Annotated in this window: 22 protein-coding genes and 2 pseudogenes; 2 read left to right on the forward strand and 22 right to left on the reverse strand. The window is 40.4% G+C overall.

Annotated elements, in window-relative coordinates; all coding sequences use genetic code 11:
* Window positions 1–124: 124 nt before the first annotated feature.
* Both EKN16_RS13355 and EKN16_RS13360 read left to right on the forward strand, forming a co-directional pair.
* Complete coding sequence (locus EKN16_RS13355) at window positions 125–1,012, forward strand: helix-turn-helix domain-containing protein (protein ID WP_125657779.1); 888 nt, start codon at window positions 125–127, stop codon at window positions 1,010–1,012.
* Window positions 1,013–1,143: 131 nt separating this feature from the next.
* The gene (locus tag EKN16_RS13360; RefSeq protein ID WP_164522786.1) at window positions 1,144–2,052 is read left to right on the forward strand and encodes a copper amine oxidase N-terminal domain-containing protein; all 909 of its coding nucleotides are present in this window, start codon (window positions 1,144–1,146) and stop codon (window positions 2,050–2,052) included.
* Between the two features lie 2 nt (window positions 2,053–2,054).
* On the opposite strand, the gene EKN16_RS33715 is transcribed toward EKN16_RS13360, so the two are convergent.
* The 22 genes and pseudogenes from EKN16_RS33715 to EKN16_RS13475 form a co-directional block, all read right to left on the reverse strand.
* The gene (locus tag EKN16_RS33715) at window positions 2,055–2,168 is read right to left on the reverse strand and encodes an IS3 family transposase (protein ID WP_125666221.1); all 114 of its coding nucleotides are present in this window, start codon (window positions 2,166–2,168) and stop codon (window positions 2,055–2,057) included.
* A 57-nt stretch (window positions 2,169–2,225) separates the two neighbouring features.
* A complete protein-coding gene (locus EKN16_RS13370; protein WP_164522787.1) occupies window positions 2,226–3,620 on the reverse strand; it encodes an L-arabinose isomerase family protein in 1,395 nt (464 codons plus the stop codon).
* Between the two features lie 5 nt (window positions 3,621–3,625).
* A complete protein-coding gene (locus EKN16_RS13375) occupies window positions 3,626–4,678 on the reverse strand; it encodes an amidohydrolase family protein (protein WP_125657788.1) in 1,053 nt (350 codons plus the stop codon).
* Entirely contained in the window at window positions 4,675–6,156 is a 1,482-nt protein-coding gene (locus EKN16_RS13380; RefSeq protein WP_125657791.1) for a xylulokinase, read from the reverse strand. Before EKN16_RS13380 ends, EKN16_RS13375 begins: the two co-directional genes overlap by 4 nt.
* Before the next feature lie 193 nt (window positions 6,157–6,349).
* A complete protein-coding gene (ald, locus tag EKN16_RS13385; protein WP_125657794.1) occupies window positions 6,350–7,465 on the reverse strand; it encodes an alanine dehydrogenase in 1,116 nt (371 codons plus the stop codon).
* Between the two features lie 32 nt (window positions 7,466–7,497).
* A complete protein-coding gene (locus EKN16_RS13390) occupies window positions 7,498–8,286 on the reverse strand; it encodes a DeoR/GlpR family DNA-binding transcription regulator (RefSeq protein WP_125657797.1) in 789 nt (262 codons plus the stop codon).
* Window positions 8,287–8,290: 4 nt separating this feature from the next.
* Window positions 8,291–9,850, reverse strand: coding sequence for an aminotransferase class III-fold pyridoxal phosphate-dependent enzyme (locus EKN16_RS13395; protein ID WP_232016397.1), 1,560 nt, complete (start codon window positions 9,848–9,850; stop codon window positions 8,291–8,293).
* A 481-nt stretch (window positions 9,851–10,331) separates the two neighbouring features.
* Window positions 10,332–10,727: a hypothetical protein gene (locus EKN16_RS13400; protein ID WP_183530742.1), complete on the reverse strand. Its 396-nt coding sequence runs from the start codon at window positions 10,725–10,727 to the stop codon at window positions 10,332–10,334.
* A gap of 246 nt (window positions 10,728–10,973) precedes the next feature.
* Window positions 10,974–11,177, reverse strand: coding sequence for a hypothetical protein (locus EKN16_RS13405; protein ID WP_164522788.1), 204 nt, complete (start codon window positions 11,175–11,177; stop codon window positions 10,974–10,976).
* 126 nt (window positions 11,178–11,303) lie between these two features.
* Window positions 11,304–12,056, reverse strand: a pseudogene (locus tag EKN16_RS13410) (transposase); the annotation flags it as partial.
* A 90-nt stretch (window positions 12,057–12,146) separates the two neighbouring features.
* Window positions 12,147–12,641: a hypothetical protein gene (locus EKN16_RS13415; RefSeq protein WP_125657811.1), complete on the reverse strand. Its 495-nt coding sequence runs from the start codon at window positions 12,639–12,641 to the stop codon at window positions 12,147–12,149.
* 4 nt (window positions 12,642–12,645) lie between these two features.
* Window positions 12,646–12,969, reverse strand: coding sequence for a M91 family zinc metallopeptidase (locus tag EKN16_RS13420; protein WP_125657814.1), 324 nt, complete (start codon window positions 12,967–12,969; stop codon window positions 12,646–12,648).
* A 13-nt stretch (window positions 12,970–12,982) separates the two neighbouring features.
* Window positions 12,983–13,615 (reverse strand): hypothetical protein, encoded by a 633-nt coding sequence (locus EKN16_RS13425; RefSeq protein ID WP_125657817.1) that lies wholly within the window; start codon window positions 13,613–13,615, stop codon window positions 12,983–12,985.
* A 15-nt stretch (window positions 13,616–13,630) separates the two neighbouring features.
* Window positions 13,631–14,365, reverse strand: coding sequence for an RHS repeat-associated core domain-containing protein (locus EKN16_RS13430; RefSeq protein WP_125657820.1), 735 nt, complete (start codon window positions 14,363–14,365; stop codon window positions 13,631–13,633).
* A gap of 386 nt (window positions 14,366–14,751) precedes the next feature.
* Complete coding sequence (locus tag EKN16_RS33720) at window positions 14,752–15,306, reverse strand: DUF2569 family protein (protein WP_125657823.1); 555 nt, start codon at window positions 15,304–15,306, stop codon at window positions 14,752–14,754.
* Window positions 15,218–15,448, reverse strand: coding sequence for a DUF8617 domain-containing protein (locus EKN16_RS13440; RefSeq protein WP_125657826.1), 231 nt, complete (start codon window positions 15,446–15,448; stop codon window positions 15,218–15,220). The genes EKN16_RS33720 and EKN16_RS13440 overlap by 89 nt, the downstream gene beginning before the upstream one ends.
* Before the next feature lie 570 nt (window positions 15,449–16,018).
* Window positions 16,019–16,286: pseudogene (locus EKN16_RS13445) on the reverse strand (sigma factor-like helix-turn-helix DNA-binding protein); the annotation flags it as partial.
* A gap of 326 nt (window positions 16,287–16,612) precedes the next feature.
* A complete protein-coding gene (locus tag EKN16_RS13455; RefSeq protein WP_125657835.1) occupies window positions 16,613–17,371 on the reverse strand; it encodes a glycerophosphodiester phosphodiesterase in 759 nt (252 codons plus the stop codon).
* 20 nt (window positions 17,372–17,391) lie between these two features.
* Window positions 17,392–18,381: a CehA/McbA family metallohydrolase gene (locus tag EKN16_RS13460; RefSeq protein WP_125657837.1), complete on the reverse strand. Its 990-nt coding sequence runs from the start codon at window positions 18,379–18,381 to the stop codon at window positions 17,392–17,394.
* Between the two features lie 5 nt (window positions 18,382–18,386).
* Complete coding sequence (locus EKN16_RS13465) at window positions 18,387–18,851, reverse strand: hypothetical protein (protein WP_125657840.1); 465 nt, start codon at window positions 18,849–18,851, stop codon at window positions 18,387–18,389.
* A complete protein-coding gene (locus tag EKN16_RS13470) occupies window positions 18,851–19,693 on the reverse strand; it encodes an ABC transporter permease (RefSeq protein WP_125657843.1) in 843 nt (280 codons plus the stop codon). The genes EKN16_RS13465 and EKN16_RS13470 overlap by 1 nt, the downstream gene beginning before the upstream one ends.
* A complete protein-coding gene (locus EKN16_RS13475; protein WP_125657846.1) occupies window positions 19,690–20,862 on the reverse strand; it encodes an extracellular solute-binding protein in 1,173 nt (390 codons plus the stop codon). The genes EKN16_RS13470 and EKN16_RS13475 overlap by 4 nt, the downstream gene beginning before the upstream one ends.
* Window positions 20,863–20,874 lie beyond the last annotated feature (12 nt).

The following is a 20,874-nucleotide window of genomic DNA, read 5'->3' on the forward strand; positions in this document are numbered from 1 at the left end:
CGTTATTTTTCACTGACTCGTTGTACTTTCGTCTAGCTTTACCTATTATATAAATAGAAGAAGCTATTTTCTTTGTCAATTAAGTCAGTTTATTTGCAATTATAGTAATAGGAGTGAAAAATAAATGGAAGTTGCCGATATCAGATTAGAAGAAACACTAGTCATCAAGAAACTCCAGTCATTCCATTATTTTGAGTTCGCTAAGGGCTTTCTTTTCGAAGGGGAAAGTCATGATTTCTGGGAATTTGTATACGTGGACAAAGGAGAGATTACCGTAGTTGCAGATTCGAGCATCTACCAGCTTAAACAAGGGAATATCATTTTTCATAAGCCAAATGAATTTCATACGGTATGGGCCAATCGTGAAATTGCTCCCAATTTAATCATCATCTGCTTTGAATGTGATTCACACAGCATGAAGTTTTTTGACAATAAAGTTCTCAGCTTGAGCGATGAGGAAAGAAATCTGTTATCCAATATTATCCGTGAGGGCTTCAATGCCTTTGAACAGCCCTTCGACCTACTCCGAGATCACCTATTGAAAAGGAAAGAGAATCAACTCATCGCCAGTGAACAAATGATCAAAATTTATTTGGAGCTATTTTTGATAAGCATCATGAGGAAAGACGCACTACTTGCGTACGACAATAAGCTCTCCTCTGCTTCAAAAGAACGTAATGATGATGAAATGATACAAACTATCATCGAATATATGAACCTTCATATTGCAAAAACACTAACCTTGGATGATTTATGCCGCAATTTTAACATTGGCAAAACCAACTTAAAAACAATGTTCAAGGAGCAAACGAACTCTAGTGTCCTCAACTATTTCAAAAAATTAAAAATCGAGCATACGAAAACAATGATACGTGATAATACATTCAATTTAACCGAGATAGCCGAGCAAAATGGTTACTCCAGCATTCATTCTTTTTCTAAACAATTCAAAAAATCAACTGGCATGTCACCCTCCGAATACGCCAAAACAGTAAAAGCTAGAGTGCTATAAAGAGTATAGTATCCGGAGCCATGCCATTGTAAGCGCTTAATAAAAGTAGGATGACAAACAAGTGAAATAGCATGTACCAGGGCAAGAATGATAATGATGTATTATTATATAATCACAAATGGAGGTATTTAATGACTAATATCAAAGCTCTTATAACCACTAAAAAGTTCATTCTGGCTATCTCACTAATTTCAATCATTTTAATGTTTCAAGCAGGAACCACTTCCGCCGCTGCGAATTCGAAGGGTAAACCTATCACATTAATTGTAAACGGACAAATCGTTCAAGGAGATGTAAATCCTAGCTTAATAGCAAATCGAACTTTTGTACCGATTCGCACATTAGAGTCGTTAAATTTAACTTTTAAATGGGATACAAAGTCCTCGAGTGTAACAGTAAATAATTCAAATCTAGAGGTTAAATTGATTGTTAATCAAACAACAGCATATAAGAACGGGTTACCCATTAAAATGGATGCACCGACTGCCGTTATTAATGGAAGAATACTGATTCCAATTAGGTTTATAAGCGAATTATTTAATTTCAAAGTGAATTACGAAATTGAAAGAGTGATCATTTTCATAAATAGCAATGATTATAAACCAGATCCTACTCTACTAGAAAGTGAAAATTTAAAAGAGGCTCGACTTGCTGCGATTTCTTTGCCTTGGTATAAAGAATTTTCGACACTTGAAAATAGCAGGCGAAATGAGCTAGACAGTTACACCTATACATTCCCAAAAGGAGAATTCAATAGCTACTTTTACCACAATGGTTATGTGCAAACCTATGTAAAGATAAATAATGGAGTAGCCCAAGTAATCTGGCAAGGTGATTATCATGGAGGATACGATAATAGTAAAGAGGTTGGAACTCGTCCAAATTGGGATAAAATTTTAAAAAACTCGATTATTATTACTCACGACAAGACGAATAAAGTAGCTTATGGATTCGCTTCGGGTCCTTCAGATCAACTTAAAATGGTTCCGTTTATGTCATATAAAGATATGGCACAATCATTGTCAGATGAGAAAAAGTAGCACTAAACAGCCTTAGTTCGGTACTCCACCGGACTAAGGCTGTTTAGTTTTTTCTGAAATCGCAGATAGTTGTAGAAGTGAATGTAGCACGCTCTTGTGGTTAACCCTAATCCGATCTATCCTGAGCTCCGCCTCGTTAGTATAGACGATCAGCGATACCCTATATCAAGTTTTCAGCCAATTCTCACTACTTTCCAACCCATCATTTCACCAAAGTTTTCCATTACCTTCATCGTATCGCCATAAACAATAACCCCATGATGAGTACCCCCATGCTTGCTGTAGGTAGAAAGAAAATCTGAAATCGGCAAAGAGGGCTTGAACCATCCATGTATGCTGCCTTCCATCCTGTCTTCACCTTCTACTGGGAGCATTTCTATAGGTGATAGTATCAATGAATAGGTATTGTCTCTTCCTGGTGCTAAATTGACATACACCGCATTCCCACTGCAGAATCTTCCATAAGCAACGACTGGATTATCCGCATCCGTGAATGGAAAATCCATTTCCTTCAGAGTAGGCTTATTAGCTGCTAGGCCTAAATTCATCTCACCCATATGACTTAGGAAAATGCTGTTATTCTTCCAATCCGGACAAAACATCTCGGTAAATGAGGTTTCCGGATAGACTGAAAGCAGCGCCCCCACTAAAGCCGCGGTGAGCACGTCACCTTCCCCTGCATAACCGATCCCTCTTGCCATCGCTTTGCTTGCTTCTAGGAAGGGCATGGTGGGAATACCCGATTGCTTAGTTATTTCCATGAAATTTATAGTAAACGCGCTCAATTCCTTTTGTTTGATCCATTCTCTTACTGCAAGACAAGCACGCGTCGACTGTCTGTAAACGGCGACATCGAAGCTATCAGCAGCGCTAAACTTATTGCTATCCGCTTCTATTTCTTCATCTATCTGTTTATTTGTAACCTCTTCGTAAAACTTTCTTCCCTCGTCCAGGTCCATTAAAACGGTTTCAATTCCTATTGTTGAGCGCATCAGATCTAGAGGTACATCGAAATCTCCCATACCTTCAAATACTTTACCTACTCTTCCAACCCTGGCCTTCTTCATATTTCCAGCCATTCTTGCGGCTTTCACACAGTCTACGATCCGGACTAGTACATCCGATTCTGACCAATGTCCCGCTTCAATAGAAAAGTCCTTCCCATTTCTCAGTAACAGGTTGCACATGTCTTGTACGCCATGTATACCATGATTATAGAAGAGCTCATCAGGGTTCTGGTTAGGACTGTAATCAAATGTAGGGGTTGTATCCAGAATAACTAACGGAAGCTTCGTCTCTGCAAGGATACTAGCGGATTCAAGGGAAGGCGAGTATGCTAAATGTAAAGTTACAATAGCATCTACCTCCTGCTTCTCAAAGAAATGGATCGCTTCCTTAAACTCAGTCTTAATCCTGCATACTTCAGCAGAGAACACTTCTACATTATTCTTTTCAAGCTCACCTATAATCGTATGTTGAAAAGAATCTATCTTTTCTCTTAAACTAGGCAAAAAATCATCATACAGTTTAATGTATAAAGGTAAGAGACCTATTTTCAGCTTCTTCATCCACATTACTCCTTGCCTGTATTTTGAATTATTTGTTGCGCGTTATTATAAAAAACATCTTCAATGTCCAATCTCGTTAGTTCTTCAGCTTGGGCGGCAAGCCTAAAGGCATCAAGCTGCTCATACATGAAGAAGGTTAAACCTTCTGCCTCAGAGCCTTCAACCTCACTCATGTGAACATCACCTGTTACATCCCCGTAAAGACCTTTTGGCACAAGATTTACATAATTCCCATTCTCGCAAATTCGCCTTGTCCTCATTCTAAGTATAGGGAGGTCACTGCCAAAAAGTATTCTTTTTGGTCCTACGGCTTTTATCAGCTGCTGGAATACATAACTGTTCGTATTTGCACTGAAGTCGTATACCATGTTTTTTGTCTCCGCAAGAATCTCGAAAGCATTGCCTACATCCTCAGGACAATACGCCCTTCCAACATGAGCAACAATAAGCTTTAAATCCGGATATTTCCTTTCTATTTCCAACAGCTGTGCAAGATTTACGGAATCTTTCAGCCGGCCATCTCTAGGTATATGGAGCATCGCAACCCAGCGGCGCCTGTTCAGGACTTCTAGATGATGAGGCGGTAGAAAGTCGAAAATACGTATTTCCTTCTCTGGTATATAAGGCGCTGCGAAATTTAGATATACCTTACATCCTAAAAACCCGCCTTTTTCAATTTCTTCTTCAAAATAAGAGGCACTCTGTTCGGGCTTGGTTACCATCAAGGACGGAAAATTTAATTGCTCCGCACATCTGCTTATATACTCGTTACCTGCGGTAATGTCAAAATTAAGGCTAACTTGTGAGAACATGAGTGGAGTTACCTTCTTGCCTGGAAACATAAGCTCATACGTTTCTATAAGGTCCTCCACCGGATTCTGTTTCGCAACCAAAGATGGCCAAGTTACAGCCCTCACAGGTGCACTCGCGGATTCCAGCCTGAATTTATCTAACCAAACGTGGGTATGGATATCAATCATCTGCTCAGGCAGAAAATCTCTTAATTTCTCATTATAAAAAATCTTATCTACTTCCTTGACCTCAAATAGATTACTCAATTCGAGTCACCTCCAGAATGAATGTTTTTGCTACTAAATTCACGATAACAATCCTTATAAACTTCATGAGCTGCTTTATCCGGTATCCTAGTAATCTTAATAAAGCTAGTCTGATCAAAAGCATCTCTTGCATCTGTATAAATACCCAGCCCAATGCCTGCTAAAATAGCAGCTCCAGCAGCTCCTGCACAGGTTCCATTAATGGTGCAGAGCTCCATGCCAAGAACATCAGCTACGATTTGCGGCCAGGGATATGTCTCCGAAGGCCCGCCTACCATAGTTACGGAAGAAACATGCATACCTTCCGTCTCCAGTCGTTCCATCTGCATTTTCAAGAGATATGCAGTGCCTTCCATTAACGCCCTTGCTATATCTGCCTTTGTGTATGCTGCCTGAACGCCTAAGACATCCTCGAGCAAAGGATTTATCATAAGTCCTCCTGCCCCAGGTTCTGCAGAAGCTGCAAGCTTGCTAAACGTCTGGTAGCGATCATGTTCATTGGAAATATAATGGCAAATGTATTTATCTATCGATGTGGCAATTGCTGGAAGGGAAAACATCGCTCCCCAAGGGCCTTCGGGTTGGAGAAAAGGATCTACCAGCATCTTTTGCCTGATCGCTTTTTCCCGTTCCTTCACAGGATAGAAGCCTACCCAAGAAGTTCCGCAAGAGATGAGCATCTGTCCCTCTTCCAGCACACCCGCTCCTCTTGCTGCACTCGGATGATCGAATGAACCAAGCACCACAGGTGTTCCAGGTGAGAGCCCCGTATCTACCGCAGCATTTGGGGTAATCTGTCCTACAATAGTTCCGGGACTATGTATGGACGGGAGCTTCCACTTTGGAATACCCAACTTTTGCAGGAATGAAAGATGATAATCTGCAGACTTCTGATCCTGAAGATAAAAGGTGGTAGCCGTAGAGCTATCAATTCCCCATTCGCCAGTCAGCTTAAAGTTAATAAAGTCCGTGCTCATACAAACTCTTGCTGAATTCTCAAGCAGCTCTGGTTTATGACATTTCAGCCACGAAAGATGTGCTAAAGGAAAGGTCTTAATCAACGGCCAGCCTATCCATTCATGTACTTCGTCTTCCTCCAGCTTCCCAAACACCTTTTCTATTTCTTCATCTGTACGAGAATCCATCCAGCTGAAGGCAGGAATTAACGGCTCACCCTTGTCATCCACCAAGAGGGTATTCCCGCTTGCTGATGATAGACTGAGCCCTGCTACTGAAGCACCTTCTGGAAGTGCAGCAGCCAATCTGCGAATTAAATCTGCAGTCAACCTATACAATTGATTAGCATCGAACTGGATACAGCCGCCTTCAAAAGTTTGATACTGGGTTTGAGCCGTCTCCCTGGAAACAATAGTGCCTCCTGAAGACATGAGTACCCCCTTTATAGCTGATGTTCCAATGTCAATGCCTATTAAATATTCAAGCTGTTGGTTTAAATCTTGAATCTCTTTGGCTGACATCCTGGATCATCCTTTCTTGTGCGTAGAAGCCCGCTGCGCGGACGGATCATTCTTACGATCGCTGTTGTCTCCCTATTTCTTGATTCTATCCCTTAGGGGTAGAAATAAGGAGACAAAGGCGAACGCTATCGCTTCTTCAGAACGATTCCGTCCGCTTCGCTAGGTTTGACGTGATGGCAAGATTTAGTGACTTTTATAAATATTGCTTTGGATCTACATAATCAAATCCAAGGTTCACTGCAACTGGCTCACAAGTGATCATGCCATTATAAGTATTCAGTCCTGCTAGAAGAGAAGGATCCTCTAATAGGGCACGATTAACACCTTTATTAGCGATTTGAACAAGGTAAGGCAGTGTAGCTGCTTCGAGGGCAAATGTGGATGTTCTCGGCACCGCACCAGGCATATTGGCAACCGAATAGTGAATGACTCCATATTTCTCGTAATAGGGTTTATCATGCGTCGTCACCCGATCGATTGTCTCTATAGATCCACCCTGGTCTATTGCTACATCTACGATTACCGCGCCTTTTTTCATTGTCTTTACCATATCTTCTTTTACTATTTTGGGTGCTTTGGCACCTGCAACCAGAACGGCTCCAATTAGCAAATCAGCTTTTTTTACAGCCTGTGCTACGTTAGATTCGTTGCAAATCAAGGTTGAAATTCTTCCACCAAATATATCATCCAAATAAACAAGCCTATTTTTACTCACATCCAATACGGTAACCCTTGCGCCAAGCCCTATTGCCATCTTTGCAGCATTGGTTCCTACTACTCCACCGCCTACAATAACCACTTCGGCACTACTTACTCCAGGAATCCCACCGAGTAAAATGCCCATTCCACCATTATATTTTTGAAGAAGAGTTGCTCCGATTTGAACAGACATTCTGCCGGCAACTTCACTCATTGGGGCAAGAAGAGGCAGCTGTCCATTGGCAAGCTGTACGGTTTCATAGGCAATTCCCGTAATCCTTTTTTCAATTAGCATCTCGGTTAGAGCTAAGTTTGGAGCTAAATGCAGGTAAGTGTAGAGTGTCTGCCCTGGTCTGAAAAGCTCATACTCCGATTCTAGCGGCTCTTTAACCTTCACAATAATTTCCGCTTGGTTAAAAAGCTCTCTCTTATCATCCAATATTACGGCTCCAGCCTCCAAATACTGCCCATCTTCAAAGCCGCTCCCAATGCCAGCATCCTTTTCTACAAGTACGTTATGCCCATTTCCTACTAGTTCGCTTACACCACCAGGTGTAAGTCCCACCCTATTTTCATTATTTTTAATTTCCTTTACTAATCCGATTATAATTTTAAAAACCCCCAGTAATATGATTTGCAGCCCTAAACCAAACGTACTTCAATCCCTTTTTCCTGAATAGCTTCGATATCATCCTTGTTTGCATTATGATTAGAAATTAAGCAATCAATTTTATCAATGCCTTCTATATGCGAAAAACTGGACCTGCCAATTTTCGTGTAATCAGCAACTACAATCGTCTTATTCACTCTAGCGATCATTTGTCTATTCAATTCCGCCTCAAGGTGATGATACGTTGTAACCCCAAACTCTGGGCTAACGCCATCTGATGAGAGAATGAGTTTGTCAGCCTTATACTTGTTTAATTGGCTTATTGCGTCATCTCCTGAGGTGAACTGATACTCGGCATTAATATTGCCACCTAGTAATACAACGACTTTGATATTTTTGTTGTAACCCACCTCTTGGGCAACAGATATAGAATTGGTGATAATGATCAGATTCTTTTGCTCTTTTAATTCTCTAACCACAAAAAGCGGTGTTGTGCCAGAACCAAGGATAACGGTATCGCCATCATTAATCATGGAAGCCGCCTCAATAGCAATCTTCCGTTTTTCCTCTTGATTCGTTCCCATACGGTCATGAAAGTTCATATTGTAATAGCTTTTGTAAGTACTAACCGCACCTCCATGAATGCGTTCAAGTAAGCCATTCTGCTCCAGTCCATCCAGATCGCCTCTGATTGTGACCTCCGAAATCCCAAAGCGTTTACTTAAGTCAATTACCTTCACTTTGCCTTCTGTATGGAGCAAGTCCAAAATCCTTTTTCTTCTCTCTTCAATATTAAGTTCTTCCATTTTCTGTTCCGACATCAAATCACGCCTCTTCTGAAATCATTTTTAGCACTTCATCCATTTTAAGCACGAAAAAGTCTAGCATAGCTTTTGTCGCAATAATCGGCGGTTTTGTCAATGCAGCCGGCGGACACATCGCTTTATAGGTTTGAGCGCTAATATCTATACAGTTATCGTTGAGAATCTTAGTAAATGTAAGAACATTGTCTACCTCATAAAAGAAAATGCTCGCAAGATGCCCCTTTCCTTCTATGCACTCAATTAAGGATGGATAACGCAGTGCAAGCTCTCTTAGCTTACCTTCATAATAATAACCCATCTCACGGATGTAGCTTGCGTTTTCTTCAGCAAACTTCATCGTGATGAGATACGCTAAGGCCGCCAATTCTTCCTGTCCATTAGTAACCAATGCACCGAATTGATTAAGGCTATCCATTTCGTAAGTAGTAATGAGACGGGAAGCTGAATACTGGCCCCCTGGGAAGCCTTTTCCAATGATTACGAAATCCGGATTTAATCCATATTCCCTGAAAAGATACATGCCTGGATACCACATACATGACTGAATCTCATCACACATAATCGGAGTATCATTGTCGTGGCAAAGCTCATAGACTTTTTTCAAGAAATCCTCTTCAAGCTTGATTCCACCATAATTCATCATAATAATTTCATGGATGAATCCAGCAGCCTTATAGGGCGGCTTATTATATTCATCGAATTTGGTCTTAAAATCTTCAAAGTTATTGATGCTTACGGGACAAACCTTCATAATTCCCGCTTCACTCATCTTCTCGTACATAGCAGGCCATAAATCCCGCATAGTCTGGGCGATGATTGTTGTTCCATGATAATTCGCTTTTCCTCCCCCTTCATTATCAGCAATAACGAAGAATACAGGTATTCGATCCCCATACTTGGGTTCGGGAAAGCTATAATCGAGTTTATAAAACCTCGACAGCATCATTTTGATTCCCGCTTCACAAGATAAAGTTCCTGTATCAAGATTAAGTACTCGGTTTAAAACATAGGGCTCTTGAGAAACAAGTATTTGATCTACAGCATCCGTTTCTTCTTGATCTATACCATTAACCGTTCGAACGAGTTCCCTTTCAAGCAGGCGTGTAATATATCCCCTTGTGTTATTATGTGTAGCGTTTGTAATGCCCAGAGCCTTTGCATTCTCAATCAGTTTGTAGCCTGGGAAATTATGACCAAGAGGTGTGTGATAATGCTCGCTTTTGGTCACCAAGTAAAGCCTTCCATCTTCACCCAAACGAAGGTAGCCTAAACCGCCAAGAGGACTCGCCTTCATATTAGCAGCCTTTTTGAAAGCATCTGTAGGCGCACCTGAATTGGAGATCTTAATTTCAGGAATAAGCTGAGTTCCTACTTCCGTTAATAGATGATCCACCTTTTTTATGAACGCCTCTGGCATAAATTCAACCTCATCAGAGGCCAGTCTTACTGCTTCTTCATTATCAAGGTCATAAAGAGCAATTGTTCCAGCTATTACAGCTTCCATATATTCTTTTCCTAATAGTTGGATTAATGATCTCTTTACTGATTCCATAGCTTTCATCTCACTCCTTATTTTGATTTCGTTTAGGTTTTGATTTCATTTCGATATTCTTATGATTTTACGATATATCAATTTTATGGAGTTGTCAATTTATTTCGATCAACTTTCGAATAACTTATTATTTTCAGTTGGAGACGAAAATTTGTTTAGTCATATCCGAATCTATAAACAAGACAAAGAAGGATTGCTCTTCAACTCTGAAGAGCAATCCTTCTTCAATACGACTATTTAAGCAACTTATTCCTTCTGTTGAGAAAAAGAGTATGTCTCTCTGGTTCTTATTCAACTATTACTTTTAAATTACCGCTTCACCTTATAAAATTCATGCTAAAGCCTCATCAAAGCGCGCTTCTCAATCCGCGACACATTCGATCAGCTGATCCCCAGCTCCTTGGTAATCTCCCGCTGCGTTCGCTCCCCCAAAAAAAAGACTCTGGCAGTCATAAACCACCAAAACCTTTGGAATAAAAATGTTATTTCCCTACTCTATCTTTGTATTAATCGAATAATAAGTAACACCGTCTATCTTTTCCTTTTCCCCTTGAACCACAGCATTTTTCAAAGTAAAACTTACACAACTAGGCTCATTGGGTTTTCTTTCAATTAAAATCTGCAATTTACTAGGGTGCTCTGGATCATAGGGTATTTTTTCCTCATAGACAATCTGATTGTTCAACACAAATATCATTCCAGTCATTAAATCCGTTGGACCTTTATATTCAACTCCTAAAGCTTTACTAATTTGCGAGTTGGAACTTCCTACTTGAAAAATAGCCATCTTATCCCATTTAAAAGTTGTGATCTCCTGAAGTGATATATTGCAATAATCATTCATCATACATTTACTATCTATTTCCTTTATTATCTGATCGCTCAAGGTACTTTTATCCTGACACCCTACTAATAATATTAATGTGAAGAGCAATGTTATTACCTTCAGTCTAAAACCTCTCATTTTCTCTACGCTTTTCACCTCGCCTTAATTTCATTATAAAAACCATTGTCATCAAGCTGGTTCATCCTGTTCCTTGCTTCATTATATTGAATTCTGATAGAAATTGTAGAACAATATAATGTCTTATCGTTGTTTCAGTGTATAGCATTTCCACAATAGAGACCCATTTCATGGAGCTATATCTTTTCTGGAAGCATCAGTACTCAAACCTGAGCCAATTTTCCTGCCCTCAATATTGTTCAATAGATCAATTGTCTGATCAGCATCTGATAAAGAATCAAAAAGCCTTATATTCAAATCCACATTCGGATTCTCTTCATGTACATTCCCTGCTTGTATTGCTATAGATACTCCCAATTCTACAGTCCTCATTGCTTGCCACAAGCAGATTATCGATCTCACCTTCATACGTATCCTAGTTTATAAAGCGTACTATGGGCGATAAAATGGGCGGCAGACTTGTTTGTGTTACAATCACCGCCCGATACTATGATTTTATCATGCCGCTTCATTACTGGATACTACTGGGATTACATATGCTGACTTGGTTTTCATCAGGTAATAGATGACGTTGGCCAGTTTTCTCATGATGCAGACAATCGCTTGTTGTTTGGTCTTTCCTGCCGCCATTCTCTGCTCATAGTAAGCATGGAAGTAAGGATTACGTGGCTCTTTCTTGGTACGGGTTACTGCAATTTGTCTGATAGCAAGGGCTTTGAAGATGTCGTGTAGTTCCCTGTTGCCCTGCTTGCTCTTATAGTACCGAACCTTATTTCCTGAACCTGCTACAATCGGAGCTATTCCGGCGAATCGTGCCAGTTTGTCAGGGCTTGCAAAGCGGTGAATATCTCCAATCTCCGCCACCAATTCAGCCGCCGTAACAAGTTCTATGCCTGTCATCGTCTCAAGTTGGAAACCTAGTTGCTTCATCAGGCTTTCGATTTCATTTTCGATTCGGGCTATTTCACGCTCGTAGAATCGGATATTACGAACAAGTCCTTGGACGATAAAGTCCCTCTTGTCTTGAAAATCGCGGCTAGTATCGCCATCCTCGGCTATTAGGGTTAGAATCTGTTCTGCCTTCTTGGTCGATAGTCCGTTATTGCTCAATTCCCGTAAGTATCCTGCCAGTTCCTCCACCCCCACGCTTGTCAGACGAGTAGGGAAAGGATACTTATGCCAAAATGCCAACGCTGTCTTTCCGTCCACTTCTGAAAAGAACTTCTTGTAGCTTGGATAATGGTAGCCCAACCACTCGCATGTGATAGAAGAAATAAGTACATATTTAATCATCTGCAGTTAATTTTTGAATATTGAAGAATATATATTAAGCTGTGAAAATTACGACCACCCATGCAGATCTACGGTAATTGGTGACAATGTAATTAGTTGATTAACTAATACATCTAAATCCACTGATTCATTACCATAGTAGTTCAAATCCATTATTTTTCCTTTGTAATAAATGGACACATCCCACCCATCCGCAATTAATTCTTTTGTGAAATTATCGCTCGTTTCTTCGATTCTATTTGCTGCATCGAGTAGAACCTTTGATTCTTCAGCAGTTAGTTTCCTTTTTTTCATATCTATTACTTTTCTTAAGAAAAAATCAGAATCAAACGTTTGATGCTTCCGAACACCTTTTGATACCTCGAGCATTTTATCTGACCTTACTACAAACAAATATGTTTCATCGAGTACTGCTGTAGGATATATTGAAATTTTCATTATTACATCATCGTCAACATCTTTCGAAGTAATCCTTAAGATATATAATCCTATCAAAAGACATACGATAATATAAAATAACCCAAAAAACATATTCTTTATCACTAGACTAATATGCTCCTCTCAAGGGTAACCCATGCTCGGCTCTTATAGCGTTTTCAGTTATATCACCTTTTCTTACATAATTTAACCCGGTAGTGGCTAATTCCTCTTTCGGCATCGTCTGTCTTTTCCTCCAAATTTCCGTATAATTCATTCCCAAAAAACTACCTGTTTTTGTTTTAATCTGATAACTATAAGTTCCCATCTCTTTATATTCGTATTGCGCTCCACGCATTGCTCTATCAGCATGAATCAATTCATGAGCTAAACCAACATAAGAAGGTCGTTTTTGTCCGCTAACATTTCCAGTTTCAGGGTCTACCGTTTGCATGTGGCTTATAACATTATAAATACTTTTGAGCTAGATTCGCTAACTTCAATCTGATTTTTTTATCAGCTGCTTCAAGATAAGGCATAGAGAGCAACTGAATTCCTTCCTTGGATATACAATCTTTTGAAATTGCGGATTCAAGCAATGGATATAACCTAAAATTCAATAGCGCATTAACCTTACTAAGGTCTAATTTGTTTCCTTTCATAATGTCAATCTGGCAAGAGTGAGCATATCGCTCTCTTTTGTAAGCCTTACTTGAAAACACACTGTCCGCATCAACAACTTGATTTACAGACAATATATTTGCTTTTAGCAATGAAATAACTATACTCTCCAAGGAAATATACTGAGTTTCCTTGTATACCAGCAATAAATCTTGAAATTCACTGTCCAAAATAAACTCATTAAATTTGCACTTAAAATACCACCAAACTAAATGCTCTTTAACTTCATCAGAAATTTGCAATCTAGCCCTATTTTCATAAAAAAACTTAAGCGCCTCAAGAGAAAGTAAGCTATGCATTTCCATCTGAATGTTTAATTCTACTTTGTTAATTAATTGATTGAATTTCTCCAATAGAATGTCTGCATTATCATTGAAGACAAATAAATCATTGATTTCTTGTACGACATGTTCCAACATTATCACCCCTAAAAATTACTTTCTTTGCTCGGGATACGCTCGATAAAATCTCATTATTTGAGCAACATTATTTCGGATTACACCTCTATAGGTTGAAATTAACTGTGCGTGATATCGATTGAATTTTCCGTCATCTTCGGGAGATATCGGCTTACCATTCTGACCAACCCTAACAGACACTCCATTCTTGTCAATTACATGAACATGAGGAACGGCATGGTCCCCAGAACGATAATAATGCTCTATATATCCAATACTTGTTGTTGGTGTAATCTGTTTCGGAGGCAAACTTGGTGTGCTTGCATAAGCTGTACTTCCTAAGAAAAACTCACCAAATGCACTTGCCCAACTATCACCAGAGCTTGTATCTTCCTGAATCTCAACCGCAAGTCTGACACCAATCGCTTTTTCACCGTTAAGAATAAAACTTGCAGAACCAACATCGCAACCACCAGCAAAGTAGCTGCAAGGATTATTCCTGATACCGTCATTTTCTTGCACTAGTAATTTTTGTTTAGCGTCCCACTTAGCGTTACACTTTGTTGAATCGCAATACTTTGCTTGATATCGTTCGATTTCCCACCACATACTGGAGTTTCTTGCGACAGTACCTTGTACCAGACTATTTAATTGCCCATCAACTCCACTAAATGAATCTACATAACATCCTACATCTTTTCCAGCTACACACATCCCACTCGGGTCAGTGTAAATCAACGGATTATTCAATACATAAGTATAAAGATTCAATGTCAGTGGATCATTGACCTGTCCTTCATACGTATCCTCATTGATAAAACTTACAACCTATAATCTTCATATTAAAGACTACTATCATTAAATTCATGTTTATGAATGATTTCAATCTTTTTGACGAACAAAAACCACATGGAGTTACTTGAAGTGCGCCCCTTAGAATTAATCGGATAAACTAGGTGTTTATTCCGATGTCCATTCTAAAGGGTGCACTTCTTACTCTTGCATGTGGTTCATAGTTATAAAACACTTTTCACTAGCGTTGCATAAAGTTCTGAATTAGAATCAAGAAATCTCTGCTCCGATCCGAAATCCAATAGCTTAAACATCCCTTAAAGGTATGATATTCCACAACTTTCAGCGTCTCATCAATAATAAAATTAATTAAAAGTCATTTTTACTCTATTAGAATTGCTGAAATAATAGATCCAAAAACAATTGACCAACGACAAGGTGATTGTATCTATTATGGTAACTAAACTGTTTTTTAAAGTTAGAAGATCCGAACCATTTATTAACAAAACACCCATTTCAAATAAGATAACGATTATGGGTAACAATCTATTTCTCTTGAAAAATAAATAAATTATTATTATATACACGAAAAGTGCAATGGTGAAATAAGTGAGTTCGCTCAGTGTTGATATAGAAAATTTATATTTCTTAATATTTAGTGCAATAACCTCTGATATTACGTTACTCCATACAATAAAACTAATATAAAACAAGTAAAAAATAAGCAATCCCCTAATTGGAACTTTCTTCATTTTATCTGCACCTCCGTACAAGTTACTCATAAATGATGGAACCACATAAGAGTTAAAACAATGTGGTTCCATTTGAAGGTTATTTATTCTCCAACACGTATAACTTTTCCAATTTACCATCTTTAAAAAAATATAACCGTTCGCAGTAAGGACATCTCCATACATCATACTCTGGCAAATTTGTTAGATGGGGGAATTGTTTATCAAGGACTTTTTTTTCAAATTCTGTTTGTGTGTAAACCCTTAGTTGAATATCATTATCCGATCCATTTGATAGAACAGCTCCACAATAACATTCCATTTTAGCCATTTATAAAATACCTCCTGTTATTACATTTCAATTTCACCAATTCTCATCGATCTGACAGGGTCATATACATCAAAATCATATATACCGCCTAGTGATAATTTCCAGATCAATACCCTCACCTCTAGCTTTTATGCTCTCAAGAGATTTTTTTAAATAAATCATATATGTACTTTTAATCCCAGTATCTATTAGTAAATGTCTTGTTATTGGACTCCGTCTATAAGAATATTATCTAAGTTTCATTTCGACATTAATTTGCACAAACCTCCAATAATGTGTTACTTTATCGAGATTACACCAGTTCACCCTATACTATCTTCCTTATGCTATCAGATCATGCTGTGATACATCCTTACGGTTTTTCTTAAATGAGAGACCAAGACCCGACCGAGAAAACTACGAGGTTGCGCCTAAATCCCATTTAAAGAATTAATCTTCATCCAGTTGTTTCATATATTAAATCATTAATTCACAAATTTGCTTGCTCATATGTTTTTATGTTCAAACACCAAAAGCCTTAGGATTTTTCTCCTAAGGCTTCTCATCCCATATCTTTACGTATTAGAATACCTATTGCTTCGCCTTATAAAATTCTTGATACAGTTTCATCCGCAGCGGCTGAGCCCCAGCTCCTTCGCGATCTCCCGCTGCGTTCGCTCCTCGCCAGCTGCTATCAATCCAAACCAACCAACAACAACTTCCTTCTTCCGATCATCCAATCGCCAGCTTCGTGCCTTTGATCGGCTGAAAGCTCTCAATCGCTTTAATAAGTCCGATAGTACTAATGGAGATGAGATCCTCCAAGTCCTACCGGTGTGTCGAATTTCTTGACGTTATGAACACGAAACGATGTAAATCTTCAACCGTTAACACACACGAATTAAACGCGGCTGTCCTATTTTTACAGTTTGCTCCTTATCTTCAATAACATCGCCGACTTGCGTAGAGGATCCTGCTAATACGGCTGTTTACACATAGTAATCGGTCAAAAAAGAGAGGTTCCGCACACACACAGATCCTCTCTCATTATTTCCAATACAATAGCTTTCTTTTTCAAACTCAGAGCATCTCGCTAAGCAACATCAACGCTAATCCAATTGGACGAGGTGGGCATAAGGGGTTCATTGATACGCTTGATATTACACATATAGGTTCCAATTATGTTTACTCGCCCAGCATCTTTTGATTTAATTGAACCAATGCTGAAACATTTCGTGTCGTAATGGAAGCTACGCCCAGTTCCGTGTAATGCCGCATTAACTCTTCTTCATTTACGGTCCACACATAAACCGGCAGCCCTTGCGAAGTGGCATAATCCATAAACTCCTGCTGTACGATACTGTGATAAATGTTGATTCCAAAACAGGAAGCTGCATGTGCATCTTCACAGGTTTGAACCATAGCATCCCTGTATGACAGTGTTCTAAACAAGAGAGTATCCGTATTTAGCAGTTTGCGCATTTCCGGGTTTAATTGCTGAGCCATCATTGCTCGATCTTTTTCGCATCCAGATAGGAAGACCTGCTCCGACAACCCATAGCTCCTAACCAATGCTGCTACTGGTTCAATGCTTTCATCTACCTTCAAGTCCAGATTCACGACTTTACCCGAAGTTTGAATGATCGGCAGCATTTCTTCAAGCCTGTAAATTCGAACCGTTTCATGGTGCTCACCATGATTGCACTCAAACTGAAGCTCTCTTAATTCTTCATAGGTCATTTGCGAGATGTACAATTTCCTGCCATCCACGGTAACCCATTCGTCATCATGAGCCAAAACTGGGATGCCGTCTTTTGTTACCCTAACGTCTTCTTCCACTATGTCAGCACCGAGCTCGAGCCCTGTTTGTACGGAATGAAGCGTATGAGCAATTGTGTTCATGCTTCCGGAGTGGGCCGTAATGAGTGGGAATCGACGAGACATTCTACAATCACTTCCTTCTATTAATCCACATATATAGCATTGGTAAAGGCGATCATCGCGCGAGCTCCGCGAACCGTTCCCTTGAGTTCTGCACGAACCCAGACCAGTTCATCGCCAGGAATTTCAATTACATAATTTCCTTGATCAATACGAACGTTTTGTTCACTTATAACACCTTTATTCCCAACCAAAGAGAGCACATAATGAGGCTCTGGAAAGTCCCATTTGCCTTGCCTCGTATGAAAATCAATCTTCACATTTGCCTTATAGCTGTCGCTTCGATCCTGCTTAGGAACGCAATCTCCAATCCTATAAACCGCAGTATCTGACCGCATCTCCAGCGTGACCAATGGTCCCATAGTTACCGACGCTTTACCCGCGGCGAGTGCACGCACCACTTTGCTCGTCACATCACCCTCCGCTTCATCGATGTCCAGATAGGTGACGGATAAAGGTTCATCCGTTTGCTCCTGAGTGTGCCAGTCGCGACCAGACGTTGCCGCAATCCGGCAGCCTTCGTTCAGCTTATCCGTCCATAAGCGGTAGGCGCGGGCATTATCCGTCTTTATCGAAGGGAATGTGCCGGACCAAACCTCGATATAATCGATATCATTCCAATCCTCAATCTTAAATTCCCAGAAACAGCCCGTACATATCGGGCTTCCAATACGAAATGGATGCGCCATACCGGCGATTCCGCCGTGGGCATGAACACCCGCAATCCCTTTATGGATATCTCCCGGTCCCGCAGGACGCCAATCAACAAATTCGGTCAGTCCGATTGTAACCATATGTCCGTAAAAGGTCGTCCATTCCATTCCCGATATAATCGAAACACCGGTTTCTTGTTCCACGTCTTCTTTATGATTCAAACCCGTCATCGTATTGTGATCGGTCAGAGCGATGCATGCGAAGCCTAGCGCCTTGGCCCCATATGCCAGCTCAAGCAAGGATTGTTGTCCATCGCTGTGAAACGTATGACTGTGTAATTCGCAAGCCATCCAGGGCATGGTCCTTATACCTCCTCTTGTTGGACTTGCAATTTGTAATGACAGTTGTCTGTTACAATCGCATGCAAGCTTAAAGTGACCTGCCATAGGCCTTCTATTAATCTACCGCTAACAAAGCCTGGGGAAGCTTCCTGCTCATCAATGAATAAGAGCTGCTTGGGATCATGACGATGGCCCGCACCGCGATGTCGCTCGGGATCGTCGACAGATACGGTGATTAAATTCTTCAGCGGCAGGAATGATTCCCATTTCGCCAGCATTCGATCACGCTGATTGGATTCTGCATAGGTGTTAATGCTCACCGTAATCATATCTCTGGCTTGTTCTCGATCTTCGAGATTCTTAGGCCAATAAGCAAAGTCGATCCACAGTTTACCAACGGGCTGATTCAAGTGGAAGATGTATGAAATATGGGTTTTGGAGGAAAGGGGCTGTACGTTTCCCTCTACATCCAGAATCAGTCGTTTCATTATGATCTCACACTCTCTTCTTTTATCATGCTTCGAATATAGAAATACCCCATCACCGAGCAAAGAAGAAACGTAAAGAATGCGACCGCTGCAGCTAACTGCTTGTCCTGGAAGACGCCGAAAATTTGCTCCATCGACACACCCAACATTTGTGGAGCGTTCGGTCCGATCAAGAACGGAGCGGTAAACGAGCCGATAACACCCATGAATACAAAAGTCACCGCTACAAGCAAAGTCTTATAAGTCAGCGGCAAGATGAAGCGAATAAAGATGCGCAATTTCCCAGCTCCCACGTCCTTGGCGCTTTCAATAATCGAGTTAGGGACACCTGACAAGGCAGACCCAAGCAGCATGGTCGTAAACGGAATGTTGAACCACAAATTGGCGATAATAATGCCTTTCATGTCGAAAATAATGCGCGGCATCGCCTCACCGCCCAGCAATAAAACCCACCTTGAAATCCAGCCATGATTGCCCAGCAGTTGAATTAAGCCGTACGTAGCAATAACGGATGGAATAAAGATCGGAATCATGTACATGTTCCGAATCCATGTCACGATTTTGCCAGTATTGAATCTCATATACGCGGCAAGCGAATAGCTGATGACCAATACGATAATAACGGAAATTATCGTTACTTCAAGAGTGAATATGATATTGGAGCGCATTAGCTTATCAGTAAACAAATACTTGTAATTCGACAGATCGTATCCGCCATCCTTGTTGGTCAAGCTTTCTTTGAAGGAAATAATAATCGGAACGACCACAGTGACAACGAGTAATAAAAAAGAGGGGATCACCAGAAGTAATCCCAGTATCCCCATTTTCACCTGCTTCTTCATTGGGCAGCGACATCACTTTGCCAGCGTTTGGCCATATCTTTGTCCAGATCGCCGATATTGAAGGTACGGAACCCTTCGGATGCACCTTTGAACGAGTCTTGAATGTCTTGCGGCATACTTGATAGATTGATTCCTGGGAAGCCGTGCATTTTGTTTACGACTACAGCCTGTGCTTCAGGAGAAAGAACGAAGTTCAGGAATTGATAGACAGCTTCCTTCTTTTCCGATAGCTTCGGCACCATCAAATAAGTAGGGCCGCCATTAAACCCAGGTTTGATTTGCGCGATTTTTGTTGTTTTGGGGAGTTGGCCCTTGGCGATTTGTTCAAGCGCCATATCTGACCATGCCGGTATCATGTCAACTTCACCGCTTGTCAGCAAATCTAATGTTCCTTGGTTTTTCTTTGGGTATATGCCATTTCCATAAACGGATTTCCCTAGATCCTTAAGCAATGCAAACCCTTGATCCCAATCTTTCTCAATGCTTGGATCTGAATTATGAATGGCAGCTTCGGGTAAAAATTTATAAAGAGTTGTCATGACGAAGGAATTCCCAGAACCGCCGGTGGATGGATCATTGTAAGCAAATTTTGTTGGATTTTTCTTGATCCAATCGTACAGCTCATCCAAAGTCGCTGGGGGCGTTTTTACTTTCTCACTATTGTAAGCTAATACTACGGCAGAAGAACGGAACGGAACAGCCAGATTGCTGATATCTTTTAACGTCGTCGCATCTACATTGGCCAGGTTTTTAATTTTGCCGCCGTCTAGCGTATCCCAGAGATCATCCTTTTGCCCTTGAGTCACAGAAGATAAACCATCCTCATATAAATCGATTTCGCCGGAACCTTTGTTTGCTTGTTTGGCAGCGCTAATACGATCATAGGTTGGTTGGGCGCCTGTTCCCGGCGGAACATAGACCGGGTTCACTTTAACCTCCGAATTATTCTTCTCGAACATCGGTATCAGAGTATCCCACAAATCTTTTACATTTTGCGAGCCGGTAAAATAGAAGTTGAATTCGACAGGTTTTGCTGCAGCTGTTTGAGCTGTGCTGCTGTTTGAATTCGCTGCACCATCGTTAGTTTTGGCGCTGCCGCAGCCGGATAAGAAAGCAGCAGTAACAGTCATCAGGGTCATTAACACGAGAGCGGTCTTTTTGCGAAACATGAATAATTCCTC

Source organism: Paenibacillus baekrokdamisoli (assembly GCF_003945345.1).
GTDB classification, from domain to species: domain Bacteria; phylum Bacillota; class Bacilli; order Paenibacillales; family Paenibacillaceae; genus Paenibacillus_Z; species Paenibacillus_Z baekrokdamisoli.